The sequence below is a fragment of the Cupriavidus necator N-1 genome, assembly GCF_000219215.1.
GTDB lineage: Bacteria > Pseudomonadota > Gammaproteobacteria > Burkholderiales > Burkholderiaceae > Cupriavidus > Cupriavidus necator.
In genome coordinates this window covers 1,425,546-1,445,185 of sequence record NC_015723.1, presented here as the reverse complement: position 1 = coordinate 1,445,185, position 19,640 = coordinate 1,425,546, and the positions used below count along the sequence as shown (strand labels likewise).

At 65.4% G+C, this 19,640-nt stretch carries 17 protein-coding genes and 1 pseudogene; 13 read left to right on the top strand and 5 right to left on the bottom strand.

Features of this window, described 5'->3' with window-relative positions; genetic code table 11:
* The first annotated feature begins 472 nt into the window (after positions 1–472).
* Positions 473–1,645 (top strand): iron-dependent methanol dehydrogenase, encoded by a 1,173-nt coding sequence (gene mdh, locus CNE_RS24700; protein WP_013953014.1) that lies wholly within the window; start codon positions 473–475, stop codon positions 1,643–1,645.
* Positions 1,646–2,100: 455 nt separating this feature from the next.
* Here the strand turns inward: mdh and CNE_RS39435 are convergent, their stop codons facing one another.
* The 5 genes and pseudogenes from CNE_RS39435 to CNE_RS24680 form a co-directional block, all read right to left on the bottom strand.
* Positions 2,101–2,385: a septal ring lytic transglycosylase RlpA family protein gene (locus tag CNE_RS39435; RefSeq protein ID WP_080569590.1), complete on the bottom strand. Its 285-nt coding sequence runs from the start codon at positions 2,383–2,385 to the stop codon at positions 2,101–2,103.
* Between the two features lie 613 nt (positions 2,386–2,998).
* Positions 2,999–3,181, bottom strand: a pseudogene (locus tag CNE_RS42225) (bifunctional aspartate transaminase/aspartate 4-decarboxylase); the annotation flags it as partial.
* 201 nt (positions 3,182–3,382) lie between these two features.
* Positions 3,383–4,735, bottom strand: coding sequence for a dicarboxylate/amino acid:cation symporter (locus CNE_RS24690; protein WP_013953013.1), 1,353 nt, complete (start codon positions 4,733–4,735; stop codon positions 3,383–3,385).
* Positions 4,736–5,217: 482 nt separating this feature from the next.
* Complete coding sequence (locus CNE_RS24685; protein ID WP_041228636.1) at positions 5,218–5,439, bottom strand: DUF1484 family protein; 222 nt, start codon at positions 5,437–5,439, stop codon at positions 5,218–5,220.
* Positions 5,440–5,657: 218 nt separating this feature from the next.
* Positions 5,658–6,608 carry a LysR family transcriptional regulator gene (locus CNE_RS24680; RefSeq protein ID WP_013953011.1) on the bottom strand — a complete coding sequence of 317 codons (951 nt, stop codon included), beginning with the start codon at positions 6,606–6,608 and terminating at the stop codon, positions 5,658–5,660.
* 167 nt (positions 6,609–6,775) lie between these two features.
* On the opposite strand from CNE_RS24680, the gene CNE_RS24675 reads away from it, so the two are divergent.
* The 12 genes from CNE_RS24675 to fba all read left to right on the top strand — a co-directional run bounded on the left by CNE_RS24675 (position 6,776) and on the right by fba (position 19,487).
* Complete coding sequence (locus CNE_RS24675; RefSeq protein ID WP_013953010.1) at positions 6,776–8,236, top strand: form I ribulose bisphosphate carboxylase large subunit; 1,461 nt, start codon at positions 6,776–6,778, stop codon at positions 8,234–8,236.
* Positions 8,237–8,293: 57 nt separating this feature from the next.
* Positions 8,294–8,713 (top strand): ribulose bisphosphate carboxylase small subunit, encoded by a 420-nt coding sequence (locus tag CNE_RS24670; protein WP_010809290.1) that lies wholly within the window; start codon positions 8,294–8,296, stop codon positions 8,711–8,713.
* A gap of 152 nt (positions 8,714–8,865) precedes the next feature.
* Positions 8,866–9,807, top strand: coding sequence for a CbbX protein (gene cbbX, locus CNE_RS24665; RefSeq protein ID WP_013953009.1), 942 nt, complete (start codon positions 8,866–8,868; stop codon positions 9,805–9,807).
* A gap of 3 nt (positions 9,808–9,810) precedes the next feature.
* Positions 9,811–10,575 (top strand): HAD family hydrolase, encoded by a 765-nt coding sequence (locus CNE_RS24660; protein ID WP_013953008.1) that lies wholly within the window; start codon positions 9,811–9,813, stop codon positions 10,573–10,575.
* A gap of 1 nt (position 10,576) precedes the next feature.
* Positions 10,577–11,302, top strand: a complete 726-nt coding sequence (gene rpe / locus CNE_RS24655) for a ribulose-phosphate 3-epimerase (protein WP_013953007.1) — start codon at positions 10,577–10,579, stop codon at positions 11,300–11,302.
* 57 nt (positions 11,303–11,359) lie between these two features.
* Entirely contained in the window at positions 11,360–12,454 is a 1,095-nt protein-coding gene (locus tag CNE_RS24650; RefSeq protein ID WP_013953006.1) for a class 1 fructose-bisphosphatase, read from the top strand.
* Between the two features lie 11 nt (positions 12,455–12,465).
* On the top strand, positions 12,466–13,344 hold the full coding sequence (locus tag CNE_RS24645) for a phosphoribulokinase (protein WP_013953005.1): 879 nt from the start codon (positions 12,466–12,468) through the stop codon (positions 13,342–13,344).
* A 40-nt stretch (positions 13,345–13,384) separates the two neighbouring features.
* Complete coding sequence (gene tkt, locus CNE_RS24640; RefSeq protein ID WP_013953004.1) at positions 13,385–15,394, top strand: transketolase; 2,010 nt, start codon at positions 13,385–13,387, stop codon at positions 15,392–15,394.
* Positions 15,394–16,089, top strand: coding sequence for a phosphoglycolate phosphatase (gph, locus tag CNE_RS24635; protein WP_013953003.1), 696 nt, complete (start codon positions 15,394–15,396; stop codon positions 16,087–16,089). The genes tkt and gph overlap by 1 nt, the downstream gene beginning before the upstream one ends.
* A gap of 59 nt (positions 16,090–16,148) precedes the next feature.
* Positions 16,149–17,159 carry a type I glyceraldehyde-3-phosphate dehydrogenase gene (gene gap / locus CNE_RS24630; protein WP_013953002.1) on the top strand — a complete coding sequence of 337 codons (1,011 nt, stop codon included), beginning with the start codon at positions 16,149–16,151 and terminating at the stop codon, positions 17,157–17,159.
* A gap of 9 nt (positions 17,160–17,168) precedes the next feature.
* On the top strand, positions 17,169–18,407 hold the full coding sequence (locus CNE_RS24625) for a phosphoglycerate kinase (RefSeq protein ID WP_013953001.1): 1,239 nt from the start codon (positions 17,169–17,171) through the stop codon (positions 18,405–18,407).
* A gap of 42 nt (positions 18,408–18,449) precedes the next feature.
* A complete protein-coding gene (gene fba, locus CNE_RS24620; protein WP_013953000.1) occupies positions 18,450–19,487 on the top strand; it encodes a class II fructose-bisphosphate aldolase in 1,038 nt (345 codons plus the stop codon).
* Positions 19,488–19,640: the final 153 nt, after the last annotated feature.

Sequence of the window (19,640 nt, the reverse complement as noted above, 5' to 3'; positions counted from 1 at the left end):
ATCCCAAGCTTCTGCGGCACTGGAGACGCGGTGCTCAACTCGCTCGATGCAGCGGGTGTTGCCGTCGCATCGAGCAGACGTGCGACGTACGTCTTCGGGAAGGGGCCAGAGGGCAATCGGCTCTGTGCGATTGACAATTCGGGACCGATCTTCTTGATGCGGAATTGCTGTCGGTGACCTGAATCGAGGGCCGAGCGCCTGGCCTCTGCCAGTCGCAAGCCAGTTGTCTCTTCCCGACCCCTCACGGTCATTCGCACACTGCTCTGAGAACGACTGAAGTTCGGCCGATCCAGCCGTTGTCGGATACACCCAGTCGCTCCAAAACTGAACACATCGATTCAAATTACAACACTCCACGAGGTGCATCTGATGGACAGCGTCTGAAAAAGACCTCGCCAGACACAGGTACGGTTCGTGCGTCAAGGCTTGCGAGGACAGGAGACCTCATATTCATTACAACCTTGGAGACGACATGACCCACCTGAACATCGCTAATCGCGTCGACAGCTTCTTCATTCCCTGCGTGACCCTCTTCGGTCCGGGCTGCGCGCGCGAAACGGGCGCTCGCGCCAGATCACTCGGGGCCAGGAAGGCTCTCATCGTCACGGATGCAGGCTTGCACAAGATGGGGCTCTCCGAAGTCGTCGCGGGGCACATTCGCGAAGCCGGGCTCCAGGCCGTCATCTTTCCGGGTGCCGAGCCCAATCCCACCGACGTTAACGTTCACGACGGCGTCAAGTTGTTCGAGCGGGAAGAATGCGACTTCATCGTTTCGCTCGGCGGCGGCTCATCGCACGACTGCGCGAAAGGCATCGGCCTCGTTACCGCCGGAGGCGGACATATCCGCGACTACGAAGGCATCGACAAATCAACGGTGCCAATGACGCCGCTGATTTCGATCAACACGACCGCTGGCACTGCTGCGGAAATGACACGCTTTTGCATCATCACTAATTCGAGCAATCATGTGAAGATGGCAATCGTCGACTGGCGTTGCACGCCATTAATCGCCATCGACGATCCGAGCCTGATGGTCGCGATGCCGCCCGCCTTGACGGCGGCGACCGGCATGGACGCGTTGACTCACGCCATCGAGGCATACGTTTCCACCGCCGCCACGCCAATTACCGATGCCTGTGCGGAGAAGGCGATCGTGCTGATCGCCGAATGGCTGCCCAAAGCTGTCGCGAACGGGGACTCGATGGAAGCACGCGCGGCCATGTGCTACGCCCAATACCTTGCCGGCATGGCCTTCAACAACGCATCACTCGGTTACGTGCACGCGATGGCCCATCAACTCGGCGGCTTCTACAATTTGCCCCACGGCGTGTGCAACGCGATCCTGCTGCCGCACGTGTCGGAATTCAACCTCATTGCCGCGCCGGAGCGCTACGCGAGAATCGCCGAACTGCTAGGCGAGAACATTGGGGGCTTGAGCGCGCATGACGCCGCCAAAGCTGCCGTCTCGGCGATCCGGACCCTTTCCACGTCGATTGGCATTCCGGCGGGTCTGGCGGGCCTGGGCGTCAAGGCGGACGACCATGAAGTGATGGCAAGCAATGCGCAAAAGGATGCTTGCATGCTGACGAATCCGCGCAAGGCCACGCTGGCGCAAGTCATGGCAATCTTCGCTGCGGCGATGTAACGCGTATGCCCCCTGCTGCGAAGGGGTGGGGCGGGCAGACTGCGGACATTTAGGGAGCATTTGCGAAGGTCCCTTTGTGGCCGGACTCGGCCGGCCGCCTACAGCTAGGCTGCGGCCTTCTCCGACCGACCCATTGCGGCCTGTCGACCCAGCGTGACATCTATGGCGGCTTTCAAGGTACAACGGTCGCTCGTCGATGCGCTTGGGGGACGGAGTTCGGCCATTGCCGATGAAACAGTCGCGGGCTAGGCGGGCGGCCTTACGCCCTTCACCACATAACATTGCCTGGTGTCGTGGCGTCCCGCCGCGAAGGTCCGCTGTTTGGAGGTTCTTTCCGTGCCGCCCTATCAAGAGGAAATCTCCGCGGTCGCGATCACGGCGACAAAGACGCTAAGTGGCACAAGGTGCGTAAATCCGCGGTGGCGCAGAACGGTCAAAACCGCAGCCGCAATCGATCAACGTTCAATCTGCACGTGCATCGACCGCGCGTCTGGCAAACCCAAGGCCGCCGCCGCAGCGTAAGAGAGATCGATAATCCGGCCTTTGACGTATGGTCCGCGATCGTTGATGCGAACGACAACCGACTTTCCGGTAGCCAACGATCTGACGCGCACATAGCTGCCGAGCGGTAACGTTCGATGGGCGGCAGTCAAGGCGCCGCCATCGTAGCGTTCTCCGTTTGCGGTCAGATGCCCCTGGAGCGTTGCCGAATACCATGACGCCTCGCCGGATTGCAACATCTCGTGCTCGTGCCGAGGGCGACAGGAATCAGCTCTGCACGCAGAATGCTTGGACGGAATCTGTCCGCAAGCAGTGAACAAAGCGCAGATTCCCAAGAATCCCAAATAGCGAAGTGATAGCACCATAGACCACCAGTCAGTTATTGAGACGTGGTTCTAGCGGTCTCCAAAAGTTCACGTTGGCGGCGTGACCGGGTTACGTAACACCTTGACAATATTTTAGGTGACAAGCGACGCCCCTGAAGGTCCGACCCAACGACAGGCTGGTTTCTGGACTATCGGTCGAATGTGGTCCAAAGGCTTCGCATTTTTCCCGGAGCATTTGACGCGACGCCGTTGAGTTGACCACTCTATTCCCGCATTGTGGAAAGCCAGAAGGCAGTCAGCGCCACGGGACGGGAGAACCTCAGGCCACCCGCCGCCCGGCATCAGCCCGCCATACTCCTTCCCCAAGAACTCCGCCGTGTGCTCCAGCAGATAGGCGCGGCAGCTCTCGCTGGCCGGTGGCAAACGCTTGCTGGACATATGCGCGACATTCCAGATGCGCTCGATCGGCGTGCCGGTTACGTCCAGCAGCGCGATCTCGCCGGTGCGCAGCTCCAGCGACAGGTTCGAGATACTCGTTGCGCACGCAGCGACCAATCTTCACATAGTCTTCTTCATTGAGGTTGGCCAGCGAGACCCGCCCCGACGGGTGGCGCGTACCGAATCCCTTGCCAGGCAGCAGTACCACGCCCGCCTCCTCGGCCAGGCGGAACAGCAGTTCGTGAGGCTGAATCGACTCAAGCAGCCATTTCGAAATCGTGCCTGCGCTGGTGATTGTAGAGGCGTTCGATCTGGTTGACGACCGGCCACGCCTCGGTCTGTCCATCAGGGAAGGTCGGGCTTCATGGCGCAACGTAAGCCGGTGCGCCTGCCGCGGTCGAAGCCTTCTGTAGTGCCCGGGAGCCATAGTTGCCACAGCCCGCGGTGGTGATGTGTGCTTGCGCGGTGCCGCTCACTGGGTTACCGTGGTGTCGGCGGCCGGCATATGGGTCGCGACCTGGTCGAGCACCACTTCCGGCTCGTCGGCCTCAATGTCCGACTCGTCATCAAGCCTGCGGTGCATCCGCTCGACATCGAGGTCGCCGGTCCATTTTGCCACCACCACTGTGGCCACGCCGTTGCCGATCAGGTTGGTCAGGGCGCGAGCCTCCGACATGAAGCGGTCAATGCCGAGGATCAGGGCCAGCCCCGCCACAGGAACATGCCCCACCGCCGAAAGCGTGGCCGCCAGCACGATGAAGCCACTCCCGGTGACACCGGCAGCGCCCTTGGAGGTCAGTAGCAGCACGGCGAGCAGGGTGAGTTGCTGCATCAGGGTCATGTCGGTGTTGGTCGCCTGGGCGATGAACACCGCCGCCATGGTCAGGTAGATGGAGGTGCCATCCAGATTGAAGGAGTAGCCAGTCGGGATCACCAGTCCGACGACGGACTTGCGGGCGCCCAGGTTCTCCAGCTTGGCCATCATCCGCGGCAACACGGATTCCGACGACGACGTGCCCAGCACGATCAGCAGTTCCTCCTTGATGTACTTGATGAACTTCCAGATCGAGAAGCCATGCAGCCGCGCGATGGTGCCCAGCACGACGAAGATGAAAAGCAGGCAGGTGGCGTAGAAGGTCGCCATCAGCTGGCCAAGCTGCAGCAGCGAGCTCACGCCGTACTTGCCGATGGTGAAGGCCATGGCGCCGAAGGCGCCAATCGGCGCGACCTTCATGATGTAGCCGACGATGGTGAACAGCACGTGCGAGAACTTCTCGATAAAGTCGAACACCAACGTGCCGCGGCCGCCGAACCTGTGCAGCGCGAAACCGAACATCACCGCGAACAGCAGCACCTGGAGGATCTCACCCTTGGCAAAGGCATCCACCACCGTGTTCGGGATCACGTGCAGCAGGAAATCGACCGTGCCTTGCATCTTGCCGGGCTCGGTATAGGCGGCGATGCCCTTCGTGTCGAGGGTGGATACGTCGACGTTCATGCCGGCGCCGGGCTTGACGATGTTGATGATCAACAGGCCAACCAACAGCGCAATGCTGCTCACGACCTCAAAGTACAGCAGCGCCAGCCCGCCGGTCTTGCCAACCTTCTTCATGTCCTCCATGCCGGCGATGCCCACCACGACCGTGCAGAAGATGATCGGCGCGATGATCATCTTGATCAGCTTGATGAAGCCATCACCCAACGGCTTCATCGCCTCGCCGGCATGCGGCCAGAAATGGCCGAGGATGACGCCGATGACAATGGCGGTGATGACCTGGAAGTAGAGGGATCTGTAGAACGGCTTCGGGTGATCGTCTTTGTCCATCATCGTCTCCATTGCTGGTTCACGGTCGGCATCCGGACGCCCGGCCGCGTCCGGCAGCCGGTCGTCGCTTGCCGGCCCAGGCGCTCGTGCCGCCTAACGTCGTCGCTCAACGGCCCGTCGATCACGGCGGGTGGGCAAACCGACGCCGTGGCTGGCCGAGGCGCCGATACTAAAAGATAGCACCGGCCACTGAGAAAGCTAGTTGTCGGCCATCCCGCTCGCGGGCGAGGCCGGGCGTGATGGCGTCACGAGACGGCTACACACCGCGAAAGCGAGAAAGCCCGCAGCCGACGTTCGAATGTCCGTGCGAATGCATGGGTCTATGACCGCAGATGGCCGACAAGCGACGGCCCAGCCAGCCCAACGTTGTGTCAGGCGTCCAAAGTGAATAACCGCAGCCGAAGCTGCGGTTATCCTTCATTCTCCAGTATGGCCAACCGCCATCAAGACTGCCCTCGTAGCGGCCGCGCCGGACATTCGCCTCAGTCCGAAGGGAAATGCTCCGCAGCAGTCTGATCAAGCCGCAGCTTGATCATGACCACCAGGCAATGAATGCCGTGGCATGCCTCGGAACGCTCGCTTTCCACTTCCAGCAGAGACAGGACGCAACTAAGGCTGGCGCTGATGTGCTCGAGCGATTCGAGGCAGTCTGCTGGATTGGCGGCCAGCACGCTTTCATGTTTCGATGTGGTTCGTTTTTTCATTGCGAGCTCCTGAACGCGTGAATTTGGCCGCATGATGCGGCCACCGTTAGCGAGCTTCAGGTTGCTACGCCCGATCACCGTTGTTTCGGTGATGCCTCTAGTGTTCCCATCGCGAACGTTCATGGCGATCAGAGGAATCGCAATTCTCTAGCCTTTGTCATCGGAAGGCCTTCACCAGCTGCCGCTGCCCAGCGGGTTCCGGGCGGGACCGGAGAACCTCAGGCCACGCGCCGCCCCGGCATCAGCCCGCCATACTCCTTCCCCAAGAACTCCGCCGTGTGCTCCAGCAGATAGGCGCGGCAGCTCTCGCTGGCCGGTGACAAACGCTTGCTGGACATATGCGCGACATGCCAGATGCGCTCGATCGGCGTGCCGGTCACGTCCAGCAGCGCGATCTCGCCGGTGCGCAACTCCAGCGATAGCGTGTGCAGCGACAACAGGCTGATGCCCATGCCGGCCATCACGGCCTGCTTGATGGTCTCGTTGCTGCCCAGGGTGATCACCTTGGCCGGCGTGAACAGGTGGTCCCGGAACATGTACTCGGCCACGGTACGGGTGCCGGAACCCGGTTCGCGCAGCAGGAAGGTCTCGTGACGCAGTTCCTGCAGGTCGAACCCCTTTGCGTCGTGCAGGGGGTGCCGCGGCGAGGCCACCAGCACGTGCGGGTGCGCGGCGATGGGTTCCGACACCGCATCCAGTTCGCGCGGCGGGCGGCCCATCAGTGCGAGGTCGATGGCGTTGTCCTGCAATAGCCGCAGCAGCGTCTCGCGGTTGCCTTCGGCGATGCGCAAGTCCACGCCCGGGTGCAGCGCGGTAAAGCCGGCCAGCAGCTTGGGCGCGAAGTACTTCGACGTGCTGATCAGCCCGATCGTGATCGAACCCTGCTCGACGTCCTTGACCGCCTGCAAGCCTTCCTCGGCGTCCTTGACCTCGCCGAGGATCCGGGACGCATGGTGCAGCAGGCGGTCGCCGGGCTCGGTCAGCGTGAGCTGCCCCTTGACCCGCTCGAACAGCGCCATGCCGACCACGGATTCAAGCTGCTTGACCTGCATCGAGACCGCCGGCTGGGTCAGGTGCAGTTCCTCGGCCGCGCGCACGAAGCTGGCGTGCCTGGCCACGGTGACGAAGATCTGCAACTGGCGAAGGGTGAGGGCGCGCAGGAAGGACATGGGCGGTGGGGGCGGCTTTGGATGATCCCCGTGATGTGCAGTTTGGTCCGCACTTAAGGGATTGCTTATACAGGCACTAAGAATATCTGAATTTACCTTATGTGGGTGGGCTTATATCTTTGCATCAACGCAGTACCCACGACGCTCAACCAAGCAAGGAGACAAGCATGAACGCACCTGAATCGGTCCAAGCCAAGCCGCGCAAGCGCTACGACGCCGGCGTCATGAAGTACAAGGAAATGGGGTACTGGGACGGCGACTACGAGCCCAAGGATACCGACCTGCTGGCGCTGTTCCGCATCACGCCGCAGGACGGCGTGGATCCGGTCGAGGCCGCTGCCGCGGTGGCGGGCGAATCCTCCACCGCCACCTGGACGGTGGTGTGGACCGACCGCCTGACCGCCTGCGACATGTACCGCGCCAAGGCCTACCGGGTCGATCCGGTGCCCAACAACCCCGAGCAGTTCTTCTGCTACGTGGCCTATGACCTGTCGCTGTTCGAGGAAGGCTCGATCGCCAACCTGACCGCGTCGATCATCGGCAACGTCTTCAGCTTCAAGCCGATCAAGGCGGCGCGCCTGGAAGACATGCGCTTCCCGGTGGCCTATGTGAAGACCTTCGCCGGCCCGTCCACCGGCATCATCGTCGAGCGCGAGCGCCTGGACAAGTTCGGCCGCCCGCTGCTGGGCGCCACCACCAAGCCCAAGCTGGGCCTGTCGGGCCGCAACTACGGCCGCGTGGTGTATGAGGGCCTGAAGGGCGGGCTGGACTTCATGAAGGATGACGAGAACATCAACTCGCAGCCCTTCATGCACTGGCGCGACCGCTTCCTGTTCGTGATGGACGCGGTCAACAAGGCCTCGGCCGCCACCGGCGAGGTCAAAGGCAGCTATCTCAACGTGACCGCCGGCACCATGGAAGAGATGTACCGGCGTGCCGAGTTCGCCAAGTCGCTGGGCTCGGTCATCATCATGATCGACCTGATCGTCGGCTGGACCTGTATCCAGTCCATGAGCAACTGGTGCCGGCAGAACGACGTGATCCTGCACCTGCACCGGGCGGGCCATGGCACCTACACCCGGCAGAAGAACCACGGCGTGTCGTTCCGCGTGATTGCCAAATGGCTGCGCCTGGCAGGCGTCGACCACATGCACACCGGCACCGCGGTGGGCAAGCTGGAAGGCGACCCGCTGACCGTGCAGGGCTACTACAACGTTTGCCGTGATGCCTACACCCACACCGACCTGTCGCGCGGGCTGTTCTTCGACCAGGACTGGGCTTCGCTGCGCAAGGTGATGCCGGTGGCCTCCGGCGGCATCCATGCCGGCCAGATGCACCAGCTGATCCACCTCTTTGGCGACGATGTGGTGCTGCAGTTCGGCGGCGGCACCATCGGCCACCCGCAGGGCATCCAGGCCGGCGCCACCGCCAACCGCGTTGCGCTGGAAGCCATGGTGCTGGCGCGCAACGAAGGCCGCGACATCCTCAACGAAGGGCCGGAGATCCTGCGCGATGCCGCGCGCTGGTGCGGACCGCTGCGGGCTGCGCTCGATACCTGGGGCGACATCAGCTTCAACTACACGCCGACCGACACCTCGGACTTCGCGCCCACCGCGTCGGTGGCCTGAGCCTTGGCGAGACGCCACCAAAGCACGACGAGCGAACCCAAAGAACGAGAGGACATCATGCGTATTACTCAAGGCACTTTCTCTTTCCTGCCCGACCTCACCGACGCGCAGATCACCAGCCAGCTTGAATACTGCCTGAACCAGGGCTGGGCGGTCGGCATCGAGTACACCGACGACCCGCATCCGCGCAATACCTACTGGGAGATGTTCGGCCTGCCGATGTTCGACCTGCGCGATGCCGCCGGCATCCTGCTGGAGATCAACAACGCGCGCAGCACCTTCCCCAACCACTACATCCGCGTCACGGCTTTCGATTCGACGCATACGGTAGAGTCGGTGGTGATGTCGTTCATCGTCAACCGTCCTGCGGACGAGCCCGGCTTCCGCCTGGTGCGCCAGGAAGAGCCCGGCCGCACCATGCGCTACTCGATCGAGAGCTACGCCGTGCAGGCACGCCCCGAGGGCAGCCGCTACTGAGCGGCGCCGGCTGAACCGCCGCGCGGCGCTGCCGCCGGCGCTTTTCCTGACTGTGCAATCCCACGGTTGCGCTGCCGCAAGGCCGCGCACCGGGGGGAGCTGCGCCTCGAATCTTCGAGCCGGATGCTCGAATGATCCTCACGGAGCCTGCCATGTCCGCACCTGAAACGACCGCACCGCTGCAGCCGCCAGCCGCTCCGGCCGGATCGCTGGCCGAGTCGCTGGCCAGCTCGGGCATCACCGAGCTGCTGGCCCAGCTTGACCGCGAGCTGATCGGACTGAAGCCGGTGAAAGCGCGTATCCGCGATATCGCCGCCTTGCTGCTGGTGGACAAGCTGCGCGCCGCGCGCGGCTTCAGCGCCGGTGCGCCCAGCCTGCATATGTGCTTCACCGGCAATCCCGGCACCGGCAAGACCACCGTGGCCATGCGCATGGCGCAGATCCTGCACCAGCTGGGCTACGTGCGCCGTGGCCACCTGGTGGCGGTGACCCGCGACGACCTGGTCGGCCAGTACATCGGCCACACCGCACCCAAGACCAAGGAGATCCTGAAGAAGGCCATGGGCGGGGTGCTCTTCATCGACGAGGCCTACTACCTCTACCGCCCGGAGAACGAGCGCGACTACGGCCAGGAGGCCATCGAGATCCTGCTGCAGGTGATGGAGAACAACCGCGACGACCTGGTGGTGATCCTGGCCGGCTACAAGGACCGCATGGACCGCTTCTTCGAGTCCAACCCGGGCATGTCCTCGCGCGTTGCCCACCATGTCGATTTCCCTGACTACCAGCTCGACGAGCTGCGCCAGATCGCCGACCTGATGCTGGCCGAGATGCAATACCGCTTCGACGACCAGAGCCGGGCCGTGTTTGCCGACTACCTGGCCCGGCGCATGGCGCAGCCGCATTTTGCCAATGCCCGCAGCGTGCGCAATGCGCTGGACCGCGCGCGGCTGCGCCATGCCTCGCGCCTGCTGGACGATGCCGGCACGGTTGTCGACGACCGTACCCTGACCACCATCACGGCGTCTGACTTGCTGGCCAGCCGCGTGTTTTCGAAGGCTGGGCCGGACGCACAGGCCCCGGCCAAGGAGTAAACCATGCAAGCCCTGATTTTCGATGTCGACGGCACGCTGGCCGATACCGAGAGCGCGCACCTGCAAGCCTTCAATGCCGCCTTCGCCGAGGTCGGCCTGGACTGGCACTGGGACGCGCCGCTCTACACGCGGCTGCTCAAGGTGGCCGGCGGCAAGGAACGCCTGATGCATTACTGGCGCATGGTCGACCCGGAAGAGGCCCGTGGCTGCAAGGTGAAGGAAACCATCGACGCCGTGCACGCCATCAAGACCCGCCACTATGCCGAGCGCGTGGGCGCGGGCGGCCTGCCGCTGCGCCCGGGCATCGCCCGCCTGATCGCCGAGGCCGGCAAGGCAGGGCTCCCGCTCGCGATAGCCACCACCACCACGCCGGCCAACCTCGACGCGCTGCTGCAGGCGCCGCTTGGCGCGGACTGGCGCCGTCGCTTTGCCGCCATCGGCGACGCCGGCACCACGGCCATCAAGAAGCCGGCGCCCGATGTCTACCTGGCCGTGCTGGAGCGGCTCGGCCTGCAAGGCGGTGACTGCCTGGCGATCGAGGACTCGGAGAACGGCCTGCGCGCTGCCCGGGCCGCCGGTATCCCCACTGTGGTCACGCCCACCGCGTTCAGCGGGCAGGACTCCTTCGAGGGCGCGCTGCTGGTGCTGCCGCATCTTGGCGACCCCGGCGAACCCATGCCCCAGCACGTGCCCGGCGCGGCGCACCGCTGGGCCGACCTTGCCGCGTTGCGCGCCTGGCACCACGGCACCCTGATCGAGGCGACCTGACATGCATGCCACTGAAACCAACACCGGCCATGGCAGCCTGCGTGCCATCCGCCTGGCGCCCTCCATCCTGTCGGCCGATTTCGCGCGCCTGGGCGAAGAGGTGTGTGCGATCGAGGCCGGCGGTGCAGACCTGGTGCACTTCGATGTGATGGACAACCACTATGTGCCCAACCTGACCATCGGCCCGCTGGTGTGCGAGGCGATCCGGCCGCTGGTTTCCATCCCCATCGACGTGCACCTGATGGTGGAACCGGTCGACGCGCTGATCCCGCTGTTTGCCAAGGCCGGCGCCAACATCATCAGCTTCCACCCGGAGGCGAGCCGCCATGTCGATCGCACCATCGGCCTGATTCGCGACCACGGCTGCAAGGCCGGCCTGGTGCTCAACCCGGCCACGCCGCTGGGCTGGCTGGACCATACGCTGGACAAGCTCGACCTGGTGCTGCTGATGAGCGTGAACCCGGGCTTCGGCGGCCAGGCCTTCATTCCGGGCGTGCTGGACAAGGTGCGCCAGGCACGCGCGCGCATCGACCGGCAGGTGGACGCCGGCGGGCGGCCGGTCTGGCTGGAGATCGACGGCGGCGTCAAGGCCGACAACATTGCCGGGATCGCCCGCGCGGGCGCCGACACCTTCGTGGCCGGCAGCGCCGTGTTCGGCGCGCCCGATGCCGACGGCGGCTACTGGAGCATCCTGCGCCGCTTGCGCGAGGCGGCCACGATCACATAGCGGCCACCCGCACCGGCACTACACAAGAACACATAGCCAATCTATAGGAGACCTGTCATGCCTGAAGTCCAAAGGATGACCCTGACGCAGTTCCTGATCGAGGAACGCCGCCGCTATCCGGATGCCAGCGGCGGCTTCAACGGCCTGATTCTCAACGTCGCCATGGCCTGCAAGGAAATTGCGCGCGCGGTTGCCTTCGGCGCGCTGGGGGGCTTGCACGGCAAGGCCAGCAATCAAGCTGGAGAAGCAGGGGCCGTCAACGTGCAGGGCGAAATCCAGCAGAAGCTGGACGTGCTGAGCAATACCACCTTCCTGCGCGTCAACGAGTGGGGCGGGTACCTGGCCGGCATGGCGTCGGAGGAGATGGAGGCGCCTTACCAGATCCCGGAACATTACCCGCGTGGCAAGTACCTGCTGGTGTTCGATCCGCTCGACGGCTCATCCAACATCGACGTCAATGTCTCGGTGGGCAGCATCTTCTCGGTGCTGCGCGCCCCGGAGGGTGCAAGTGCCGTGACCGAGCAGGATTTCCTGCAGGCCGGCAGCGCCCAGGTGGCGGCCGGCTATGCGCTCTACGGTCCTACCACCATGCTGGTGCTGACCGTCGGCAATGGCGTCAACGGCTTCACGCTCGATCCCAACCTGGGCGAATTTTTCCTGACGCACCCCAACCTGCGGGTGCCGGCCGATACTCAGGAATTCGCCATCAACGCGTCGAACAGCCGCTTCTGGGAAGCGCCGGTGCAGCGCTATATCGCCGAGTGCATGGCCGGCAAGAGCGGGCCGCGCGGCAAGGATTTCAATATGCGCTGGATCGCGTCGATGGTGGCCGAGGCGCACCGCATTCTGATGCGTGGCGGCGTCTTCATGTACCCGCGCGACTCCAAGGATCCCGCCAAGCCGGGCCGCCTGCGCCTGCTGTATGAGGCCAACCCGATCGCCTTCCTGATGGAGCAGGCCGGCGGGCGCGCCAGCACGGGCCGCCAGACGCTGATGTCGGTGGCGCCGGGCGCGCTGCACCAGCGCATCGGCGTGATCTTCGGCTCGCGCAATGAAGTGGAACGGATCGAGGGCTACCACACCGACCAGACCGATCCCGACCTTCCGAGTCCCCTGTTCAACGAGCGCAGCCTGTTCCGCGCGTCTGCCTGAGGTGCCTGGCCATGTCAGAACGTTATCCCATTATCGCCATCACCGGCTCCTCGGGCGCCGGTACCACGTCGGTGACCCGTACCTTCGAGAACATTTTCCGCCGCGAGGGCGTGAAGTCAGTGGTGATCGAAGGCGACAGCTTCCACCGCTACGACCGCGCCGAGATGAAGGTCAAGATGGCCGAGGCCGAGCGCACCGGCAATATGAACTTCAGCCACTTCGGCGAGGAGAACAACCTGTTCGGCGAGCTGGAGAACCTGTTCCGCTCCTATGCCGAAACCGGCACGGGCGTGCACCGGCACTACCTGCATAGCCCGGAGGAGGCGGCGCCGTTTGGGCAGGAACCCGGCACCTTCACCCAGTGGGAGCCGCTGCCGGCCGATACCGACCTGCTGTTCTATGAAGGTCTGCACGGCGGCGTGGTCACCGACACGGTCAATGTCGCGCAGTATCCCAACCTGCTGATCGGCGTGGTGCCGGTCATCAACCTGGAATGGATCCAGAAGCTCTGGCGCGACAAGAAGCAGCGCGGCTATTCGACGGAGGCCGTGACCGACACCATCCTGCGCCGCATGCCGGACTACGTGAACTACATCTGCCCGCAGTTCTCGCGCACGCATGTGAACTTCCAGCGCGTGCCGTGCGTGGATACGTCCAACCCCTTTATCTCGCGCGAAATCCCCGCGCCCGATGAAAGCATGGTGGTGATCCGCTTTGCCAATCCGAAGGGGATCGACTTCCAGTACCTGCTTAGCATGATCCACGACTCCTTCATGTCGCGCGCCAACACCATCGTGGTGCCCGGCGGCAAGATGGAACTGGCCATGCAGCTGATCTTCACGCCCTTCGTGCTGCGCATGATGGAGCGCCGCAAGCGCGCCGCGCTGTAAGGACCCGACCGTGAAACGCCGACTCGCGAGGATCTTCTGAATGAACGCCCCAGAACGCATCGATTCCGCAGCGCGCTGTGCCAATGCGCTGCGCTTCCTGGCCGCCGACGCGGTGGAGCAGGCCAAGTCCGGCCACCCCGGCGCTCCCATGGGCATGGCCGAGATGGCCGAAGTGCTGTGGCGGCGCCACCTGCGCCACAACCCGGCCAACCCGGCCTGGCCCGACCGTGACCGCTTCGTGCTGTCCAACGGCCATGCATCCATGCTGCAGTACGCACTGCTGCACCTGACCGGCTATGACCTGCCGATGTCGCAGCTGCGCCAGTTCCGCCAGCTGCACGCGGCCACGCCCGGCCATCCGGAGCTTGGCGTGACGCCGGGCGTGGAAACCACCACCGGGCCGCTGGGGCAGGGCCTGGCCAATGCCGTCGGCATGGCGCTGGCGGAGAAGCTGCTGGCTGCCACCTTCAACCGGCCCGGCTTCGACATCGTCGACCATCACACCTACGTCTTCCTTGGCGATGGCTGCCTGATGGAAGGCCTCAGCCACGAGGCCTGCTCGCTGGCGGGAACGCTCAGGCTGGGCAAGCTGATCTGCCTGTACGACGACAACGGCATCTCCATCGACGGCGAGGTGGCCGGCTGGTTTGCCGACGACACCCCGAAGCGCTTTGCCGCCTACGGCTGGCATGTGATTGCCGTCGACGGGCACGATGTGCAGGCCATCGACGCTGCGCTGCACGAGGCCAAGGCCGAGCGCGACCGGCCCACGCTGATCTGCTGCCGCACCGTGATCGGCAAGGGCGCGCCCGCCAAGGCCGGCGGCCACGATGTGCATGGCGCCCCGCTGGGCGCGCCGGAGATCGCCGCCATGCGCACCGCGCTGGGCTGGGAAGCCGAGCCCTTCACGGTGCCGGCGGATGTCGCCGACGCCTGGGACGCACGCGCGCAAGGCGCCGCGCGCGAGGCCGAATGGGAGGCGCGCTTCGTCAGCTATTGCGCCGCGCACCCCGAACTGGCCGAGGAGTTCGTGCGCCGCGTCAAGGGCCGCCTGCCGCAAGGCTTCGATGCCGAGCTGCTGGCGTTGCTGGACGCGCCGTCGCCGCTGCAAGGCAAGATCGCCACGCGCAAGGCATCGCAGCTGTGCCTGGAGGCGCTCACGCCCGCCTTGCCCGAGCTGCTGGGCGGCTCGGCCGACCTGACCGGCTCCAACCTGACCAATGTCAAGGCATCGGTCTGGGTCAACCATGCCGGGCATGGCAACTACGTGAGCTATGGCGTGCGTGAGTTCGGCATGGCCGCCGCCATGAACGGCATTGCGCTGCATGGGGGGCTGATCCCCTACGGCGGCACCTTCATGACCTTCTCGGACTATTCGCGCAATGCCATCCGCATGGCGGCGCTGATGCGCCTGCGCGTGGTCCACGTGCTGACCCATGACTCGATCGGGCTGGGCGAGGACGGTCCCACCCACCAGCCGGTGGAACACGCCGCCAGCCTGCGGCTGATCCCCAACAACCAGGTCTGGCGTCCCTGCGACGGCGCCGAGACCGCGTATGCGTGGCTGGCCGCGCTGCGGCGCGAGGATGGCCCGAGCTGCCTGGTGCTGTCGCGGCAGGCGCTGATGCCGTTCGAGCGCAATGCGGCCCAGCGCGCGGAGATTGCGCGAGGCGGCTATGTGCTGCGCGATGTGCCGGCGCCGCGCGTGGTGCTGATCGCCACCGGCTCCGAGGTGGAAATCGCCATGCGCGCGGCACTGGACCTGGCCGATGCCGGCATCGCCGCACGCGTGGTGTCCATGCCCTGCGTGGAGCTGTTCTACGCGCAGGACGTGGCGTACCGGGACACCGTGCTGCCGCCGGGATTGCCGCGCGTCAGCGTGGAGGCGGGCGGCACCTGGTTCTGGCGCGGCGTGGTGGGCGAGCAGGGCCTGGCGCTGGGCATCGACAGCTTCGGCGAATCTGCGCCGGCCGAGGCGCTGTACCAGCACTTCGGCCTGACCCCGACGCATGTCGCCGCGGCCGCGCGCGTGCTGCTGGAGGAGGCGTGATGGCTACCACATCCATGCCCTGCACCGCGGTGCTGATCGACCTGGACGGCACGCTGGTCGACAGCGCGCCCGACATTGTCGAGGCCGCCAACCGCATGCTGGCCGACCTCGGCAGCCCGGCATTGCCGTTCGACACCGTGGCCGGCTTTATCGGCCGCGGGGTGCCCAACCTGGTGCGGCGCGTGCTCGAGACCGCCGGGCTCGCGGCGCAGGTTGAGGCTGCCGATGCCGTGACGATGTTCCACCGCCACTATGCCGAGACCAACGGCCGCCTCGGATCGGTGTTCCCGGGCGTGGAGGCAGGCCTGGAGGCGCTCAGGCGGCAGGGCTACCGGCTTGCCTGCGTCACCAACAAGCCGCGCGCGCTGGCGGTGCCGCTGCTGGCGCTGACCGGGTTGTCGCAATACCTGGAAGTGCTGGTGGCGGGCGACTCGATCGCGCAGATGAAACCGGACCCCGAACCGCTGCGGCACGCCTGCAACCTGCTCGACGTCGATCCGGCGCAGGGCGTGCTGGTGGGGGATTCGGCGGTGGACGTGGCGGCGGCGCGCGCGGCCGGCATCCCGGTCTGCCTGGTGCGCTATGGCTACGCCGGGCCCGGCGGGCCCGCGGCGCTGGGCGCCGACGCGCTGCTCGACTCGCTGGAGGCGTTGCCGGCGCTGCTGACGCCGGCGCGGCTGGCGCCAGCAGCCTGATGTTGCGCCGGCGCGCCAGCGCGACGGGCAAGGATACCAAGACAAGTAAAGGAGACAGCATGACTATCAAGGTTGCCATCAACGGCTACGGACGCATCGGCCGCAACGTGCTGCGCGCCCACTATGAAGGCGGCAAGCGGCACGATATCGAGATCGTCGCCATCAACGACCTCGGCAACGCGGCCACCAATGCGCACCTGACCCAGTACGACACCGTCCACGGCCGCTTCCCGGGCGAGGTCTCGGTCGACGGCGATGCCTTCCGCGTCAACGGCGACCGCATCCGCGTGCTGGCCCAGCGCAACCCGGCCGAGCTGCCGTGGGGCGAGCTGGGCGTGGACGTGGTGATGGAATGCACCGGGCTCTTCACCAGCAAGGAAAAGGCCTCGGCCCACCTGAAGGGCGGCGCGAAGAAGGTGATCATCTCCGCCCCCGGCGGCAAGGACGTGGACGCCACCATCGTCTACGGCGTCAACCACGGCGTGCTGAAGGCCAGCGACACGGTGATCTCCAACGCCTCGTGCACCACCAACTGCCTGGCGCCGCTGGTCAAGCCGCTGCACGAGAAGCTGGGCGTGGTGAACGGCCTGATGACCACGGTGCACTCCTATACCAACGACCAGGTGCTGACCGACGTCTACCACGAAGACCTGCGCCGGGCGCGCTCGGCCACCATGTCGATGATCCCGACCAAGACCGGCGCCGCCGCCGCGGTCGGGCTGGTGATGCCTGAGCTGGACGGCCGGCTGGACGGCTTTGCCGTGCGCGTGCCGACCATCAATGTGTCGCTGGTCGACCTGTCCTTCGTGGCGGCGCGGCCCACCACGGTGGAGGAGGTGAACGGCATCCTGAAGGCAGCCGCTGAAGGCGAGCTCAAGGGCATCCTGGACTACAACACCGCGCCGCTGGTCTCGGTGGACTTCAACCACAACCCGGCGTCGTCCACCTTTGACGCCACCCTGACCAAGGTTAACGGCACGCTGGTCAAGGTGTCGGCCTGGTATGACAACGAATGGGGCTTCTCCAACCGCATGCTGGATACCGCGGTGGCGCTGGCCCACGCACGCTAGCAGGTTGCCATGATGAGCCTATCCCATGCTACGAACCCGCAACCGAAACCCGCGGCGGCGCCGCACACGCTGGCCGCACTGCTTGCAGCAGGCGGACTGGCTGGCAAGCGGGTCTTTATCCGCGCCGACCTCAACGTCCCGCAGGATGCAGCGGGCGCTATCACCGACGACACCCGCATCCGTGCTTCCGTGCCTGCCATCGCGGCCTGCCTGCAGGCGGGCGCCGCGGTGATGGTCACCTCGCACCTGGGCCGGCCGCAGGAGGGCGCGCCCGACCCGCGCCACAGCCTGGCACCGGTGGGCCGCCGCCTGTCGGAACTGCTGGGCCGCCAGGTGCCGCTCTTGTCCGGCTGGACCGAGGGCGGCTTCCAGGTGCCGCCCGGGCAGGTGGTGCTGCTGGAAAACTGCCGCATGAACACGGGCGAGAAGAAGAACAGCGACGAGCTGGCGCAGAAGATGGCCGCGCTGTGCGATGTCTACGTCAACGACGCCTTCGGCACCGCCCACCGTGCCGAGGCGACCACGCATGGCATCGCCAGGTACGCCCCCATCGCCTGCGCCGGCCCGCTGCTGGCCGCCGAGATCGACGCGCTGGGCAAGGCGCTGGGCCAGCCGGCGCGTCCGCTGGTGGCAATCGTGGCGGGCTCCAAGGTTTCGACCAAGCTGACCATCCTGAAGTCGCTGGCCGACAAGGTCGACAACCTGATCGTCGGCGGCGGCATCGCCAATACCTTCATGCTGGCCGCCGGCCTGAAGATCGGCAAGTCGCTGGCCGAGCCTGACCTGCTGGCCGATGCCAGGGCCATCATCGACATCATGGCTGCCCGCGGCGCCTCAGTGCCGATCCCGGTCGACGTCGTATGCGCCAAGGAATTCAGCGCCACCGCCGAGGCTACCGTGAAGGACGTGAAGGACGTGGCCGACGACGACATGGTCCTGGACATCGGCCCCAAGACCGCCGCCATGCTGGCCGAGCAACTCAAGGCCGCCGGCACCATCGTCTGGAACGGCCCGGTGGGTGTGTTCGAGTTCGACCAGTTCGGCAATGGCACCAGGGTGCTGGCCCAGGCCATCGCCGAATCGAAGGCGTTCTCGATCGCCGGCGGCGGCGACACGCTGGCGGCCATTGCCAAGTACGGCATTGCCGACCGCGTGGGCTACATCTCCACGGGCGGGGGTGCGTTCCTGGAATTCCTGGAGGGCAAGACGCTGCCCGCGCTGGCCGTGCTGGCACAGCGCGCCGCCTGAACCCGACCTCACCGATTCTGCAATCAGTAAAGGAGCTTCATCATGGCACTCATTTCCTTGCGCCAGCTGCTGGACCACGCGGGAGAGTTCGGCTACGGCGTGCCGGCTTTCAACGTCAACAACCTGGAACAGATCCACGCCATCATGGAGGCGGCCGAGGAAACCGACAGCCCGGTCATCCTGCAGGCCTCCGCCGGCGCCCGCAAGTACGCCGGCGAGGCTTACCTGCGCCATATGGTGCTGGCCGCGGCCGAGACCCATCCGGACATCCCCATCGTGCTGCACCAGGACCACGGCTCCAGCCCGGCGATCTGCCAGGCCTCGATCCGCTCCGGCTTCACCAGCGTGATGATGGACGGCTCGCTGCGCGAAGACATGAAGACCCCGTCCGACTACGACTACAACGTCGACGTCACGCGGCGCGTGTGCGAAATGGCGCATGCGATCGGCGTGTCGGTGGAGGGCGAACTGGGCTGCCTGGGCTCGCTCGAAACCGGCCAGGCCGGCGAAGAGGACGGCGTGGGCGCGGCGGGCACGCTGTCGCACGACATGATGCTGACCGACCCGGCCCAGGCGCGCGACTTTGTCGCCCGCACCGGCGTGGATGCGCTGGCGATTGCCATCGGCACCAGCCACGGCGCCTACAAGTTCTCGCGCAAGCCCACCGGTGACATCCTGGCTATGGACCGCATCCGCGAGATCCATGAGCAGATCCCTGACACCCACCTGGTGATGCACGGCTCCAGCTCGGTGCCGCAGGAATGGCTGGAGATCATCCGCCAGTACGGCGGCGACATCAAGGAGACCTACGGCGTGCCGGTCGAGGAGATCCTGCGCGGCATCAAGATGGGGGTGCGCAAGGTGAATATCGACACGGATATCCGCCTGGCGATGACCGGGGCGATCCGCAAGTCCTTGTCCGACGACCGCAGCGAGTTCGATCCGCGCAAGGCGCTGCTGGCGGCCAAGAAGGGCGCGAGGAGCGTGGTCAAGCTGCGCTTCGAGGCCTTCGGCTGCGCCGGGCAGGCTTCGCGGATCAAGCCGGTGCCGCTGGAGCGGGTGGCGAAGCTTTATTCCTGAAGGCGCCGCCTGATGGGCGAATGGCGGAGATCAGCAAAGTGGGCCGTCTGCAGTACCACGAACCCACGCATACGCTCCCCTCTCCCGCGCGCGGGAGAGGGGTGGGGGTGAGGGCCGGAGCATCAACGAAGTAAAAGCCGTCGGTATGCCTGG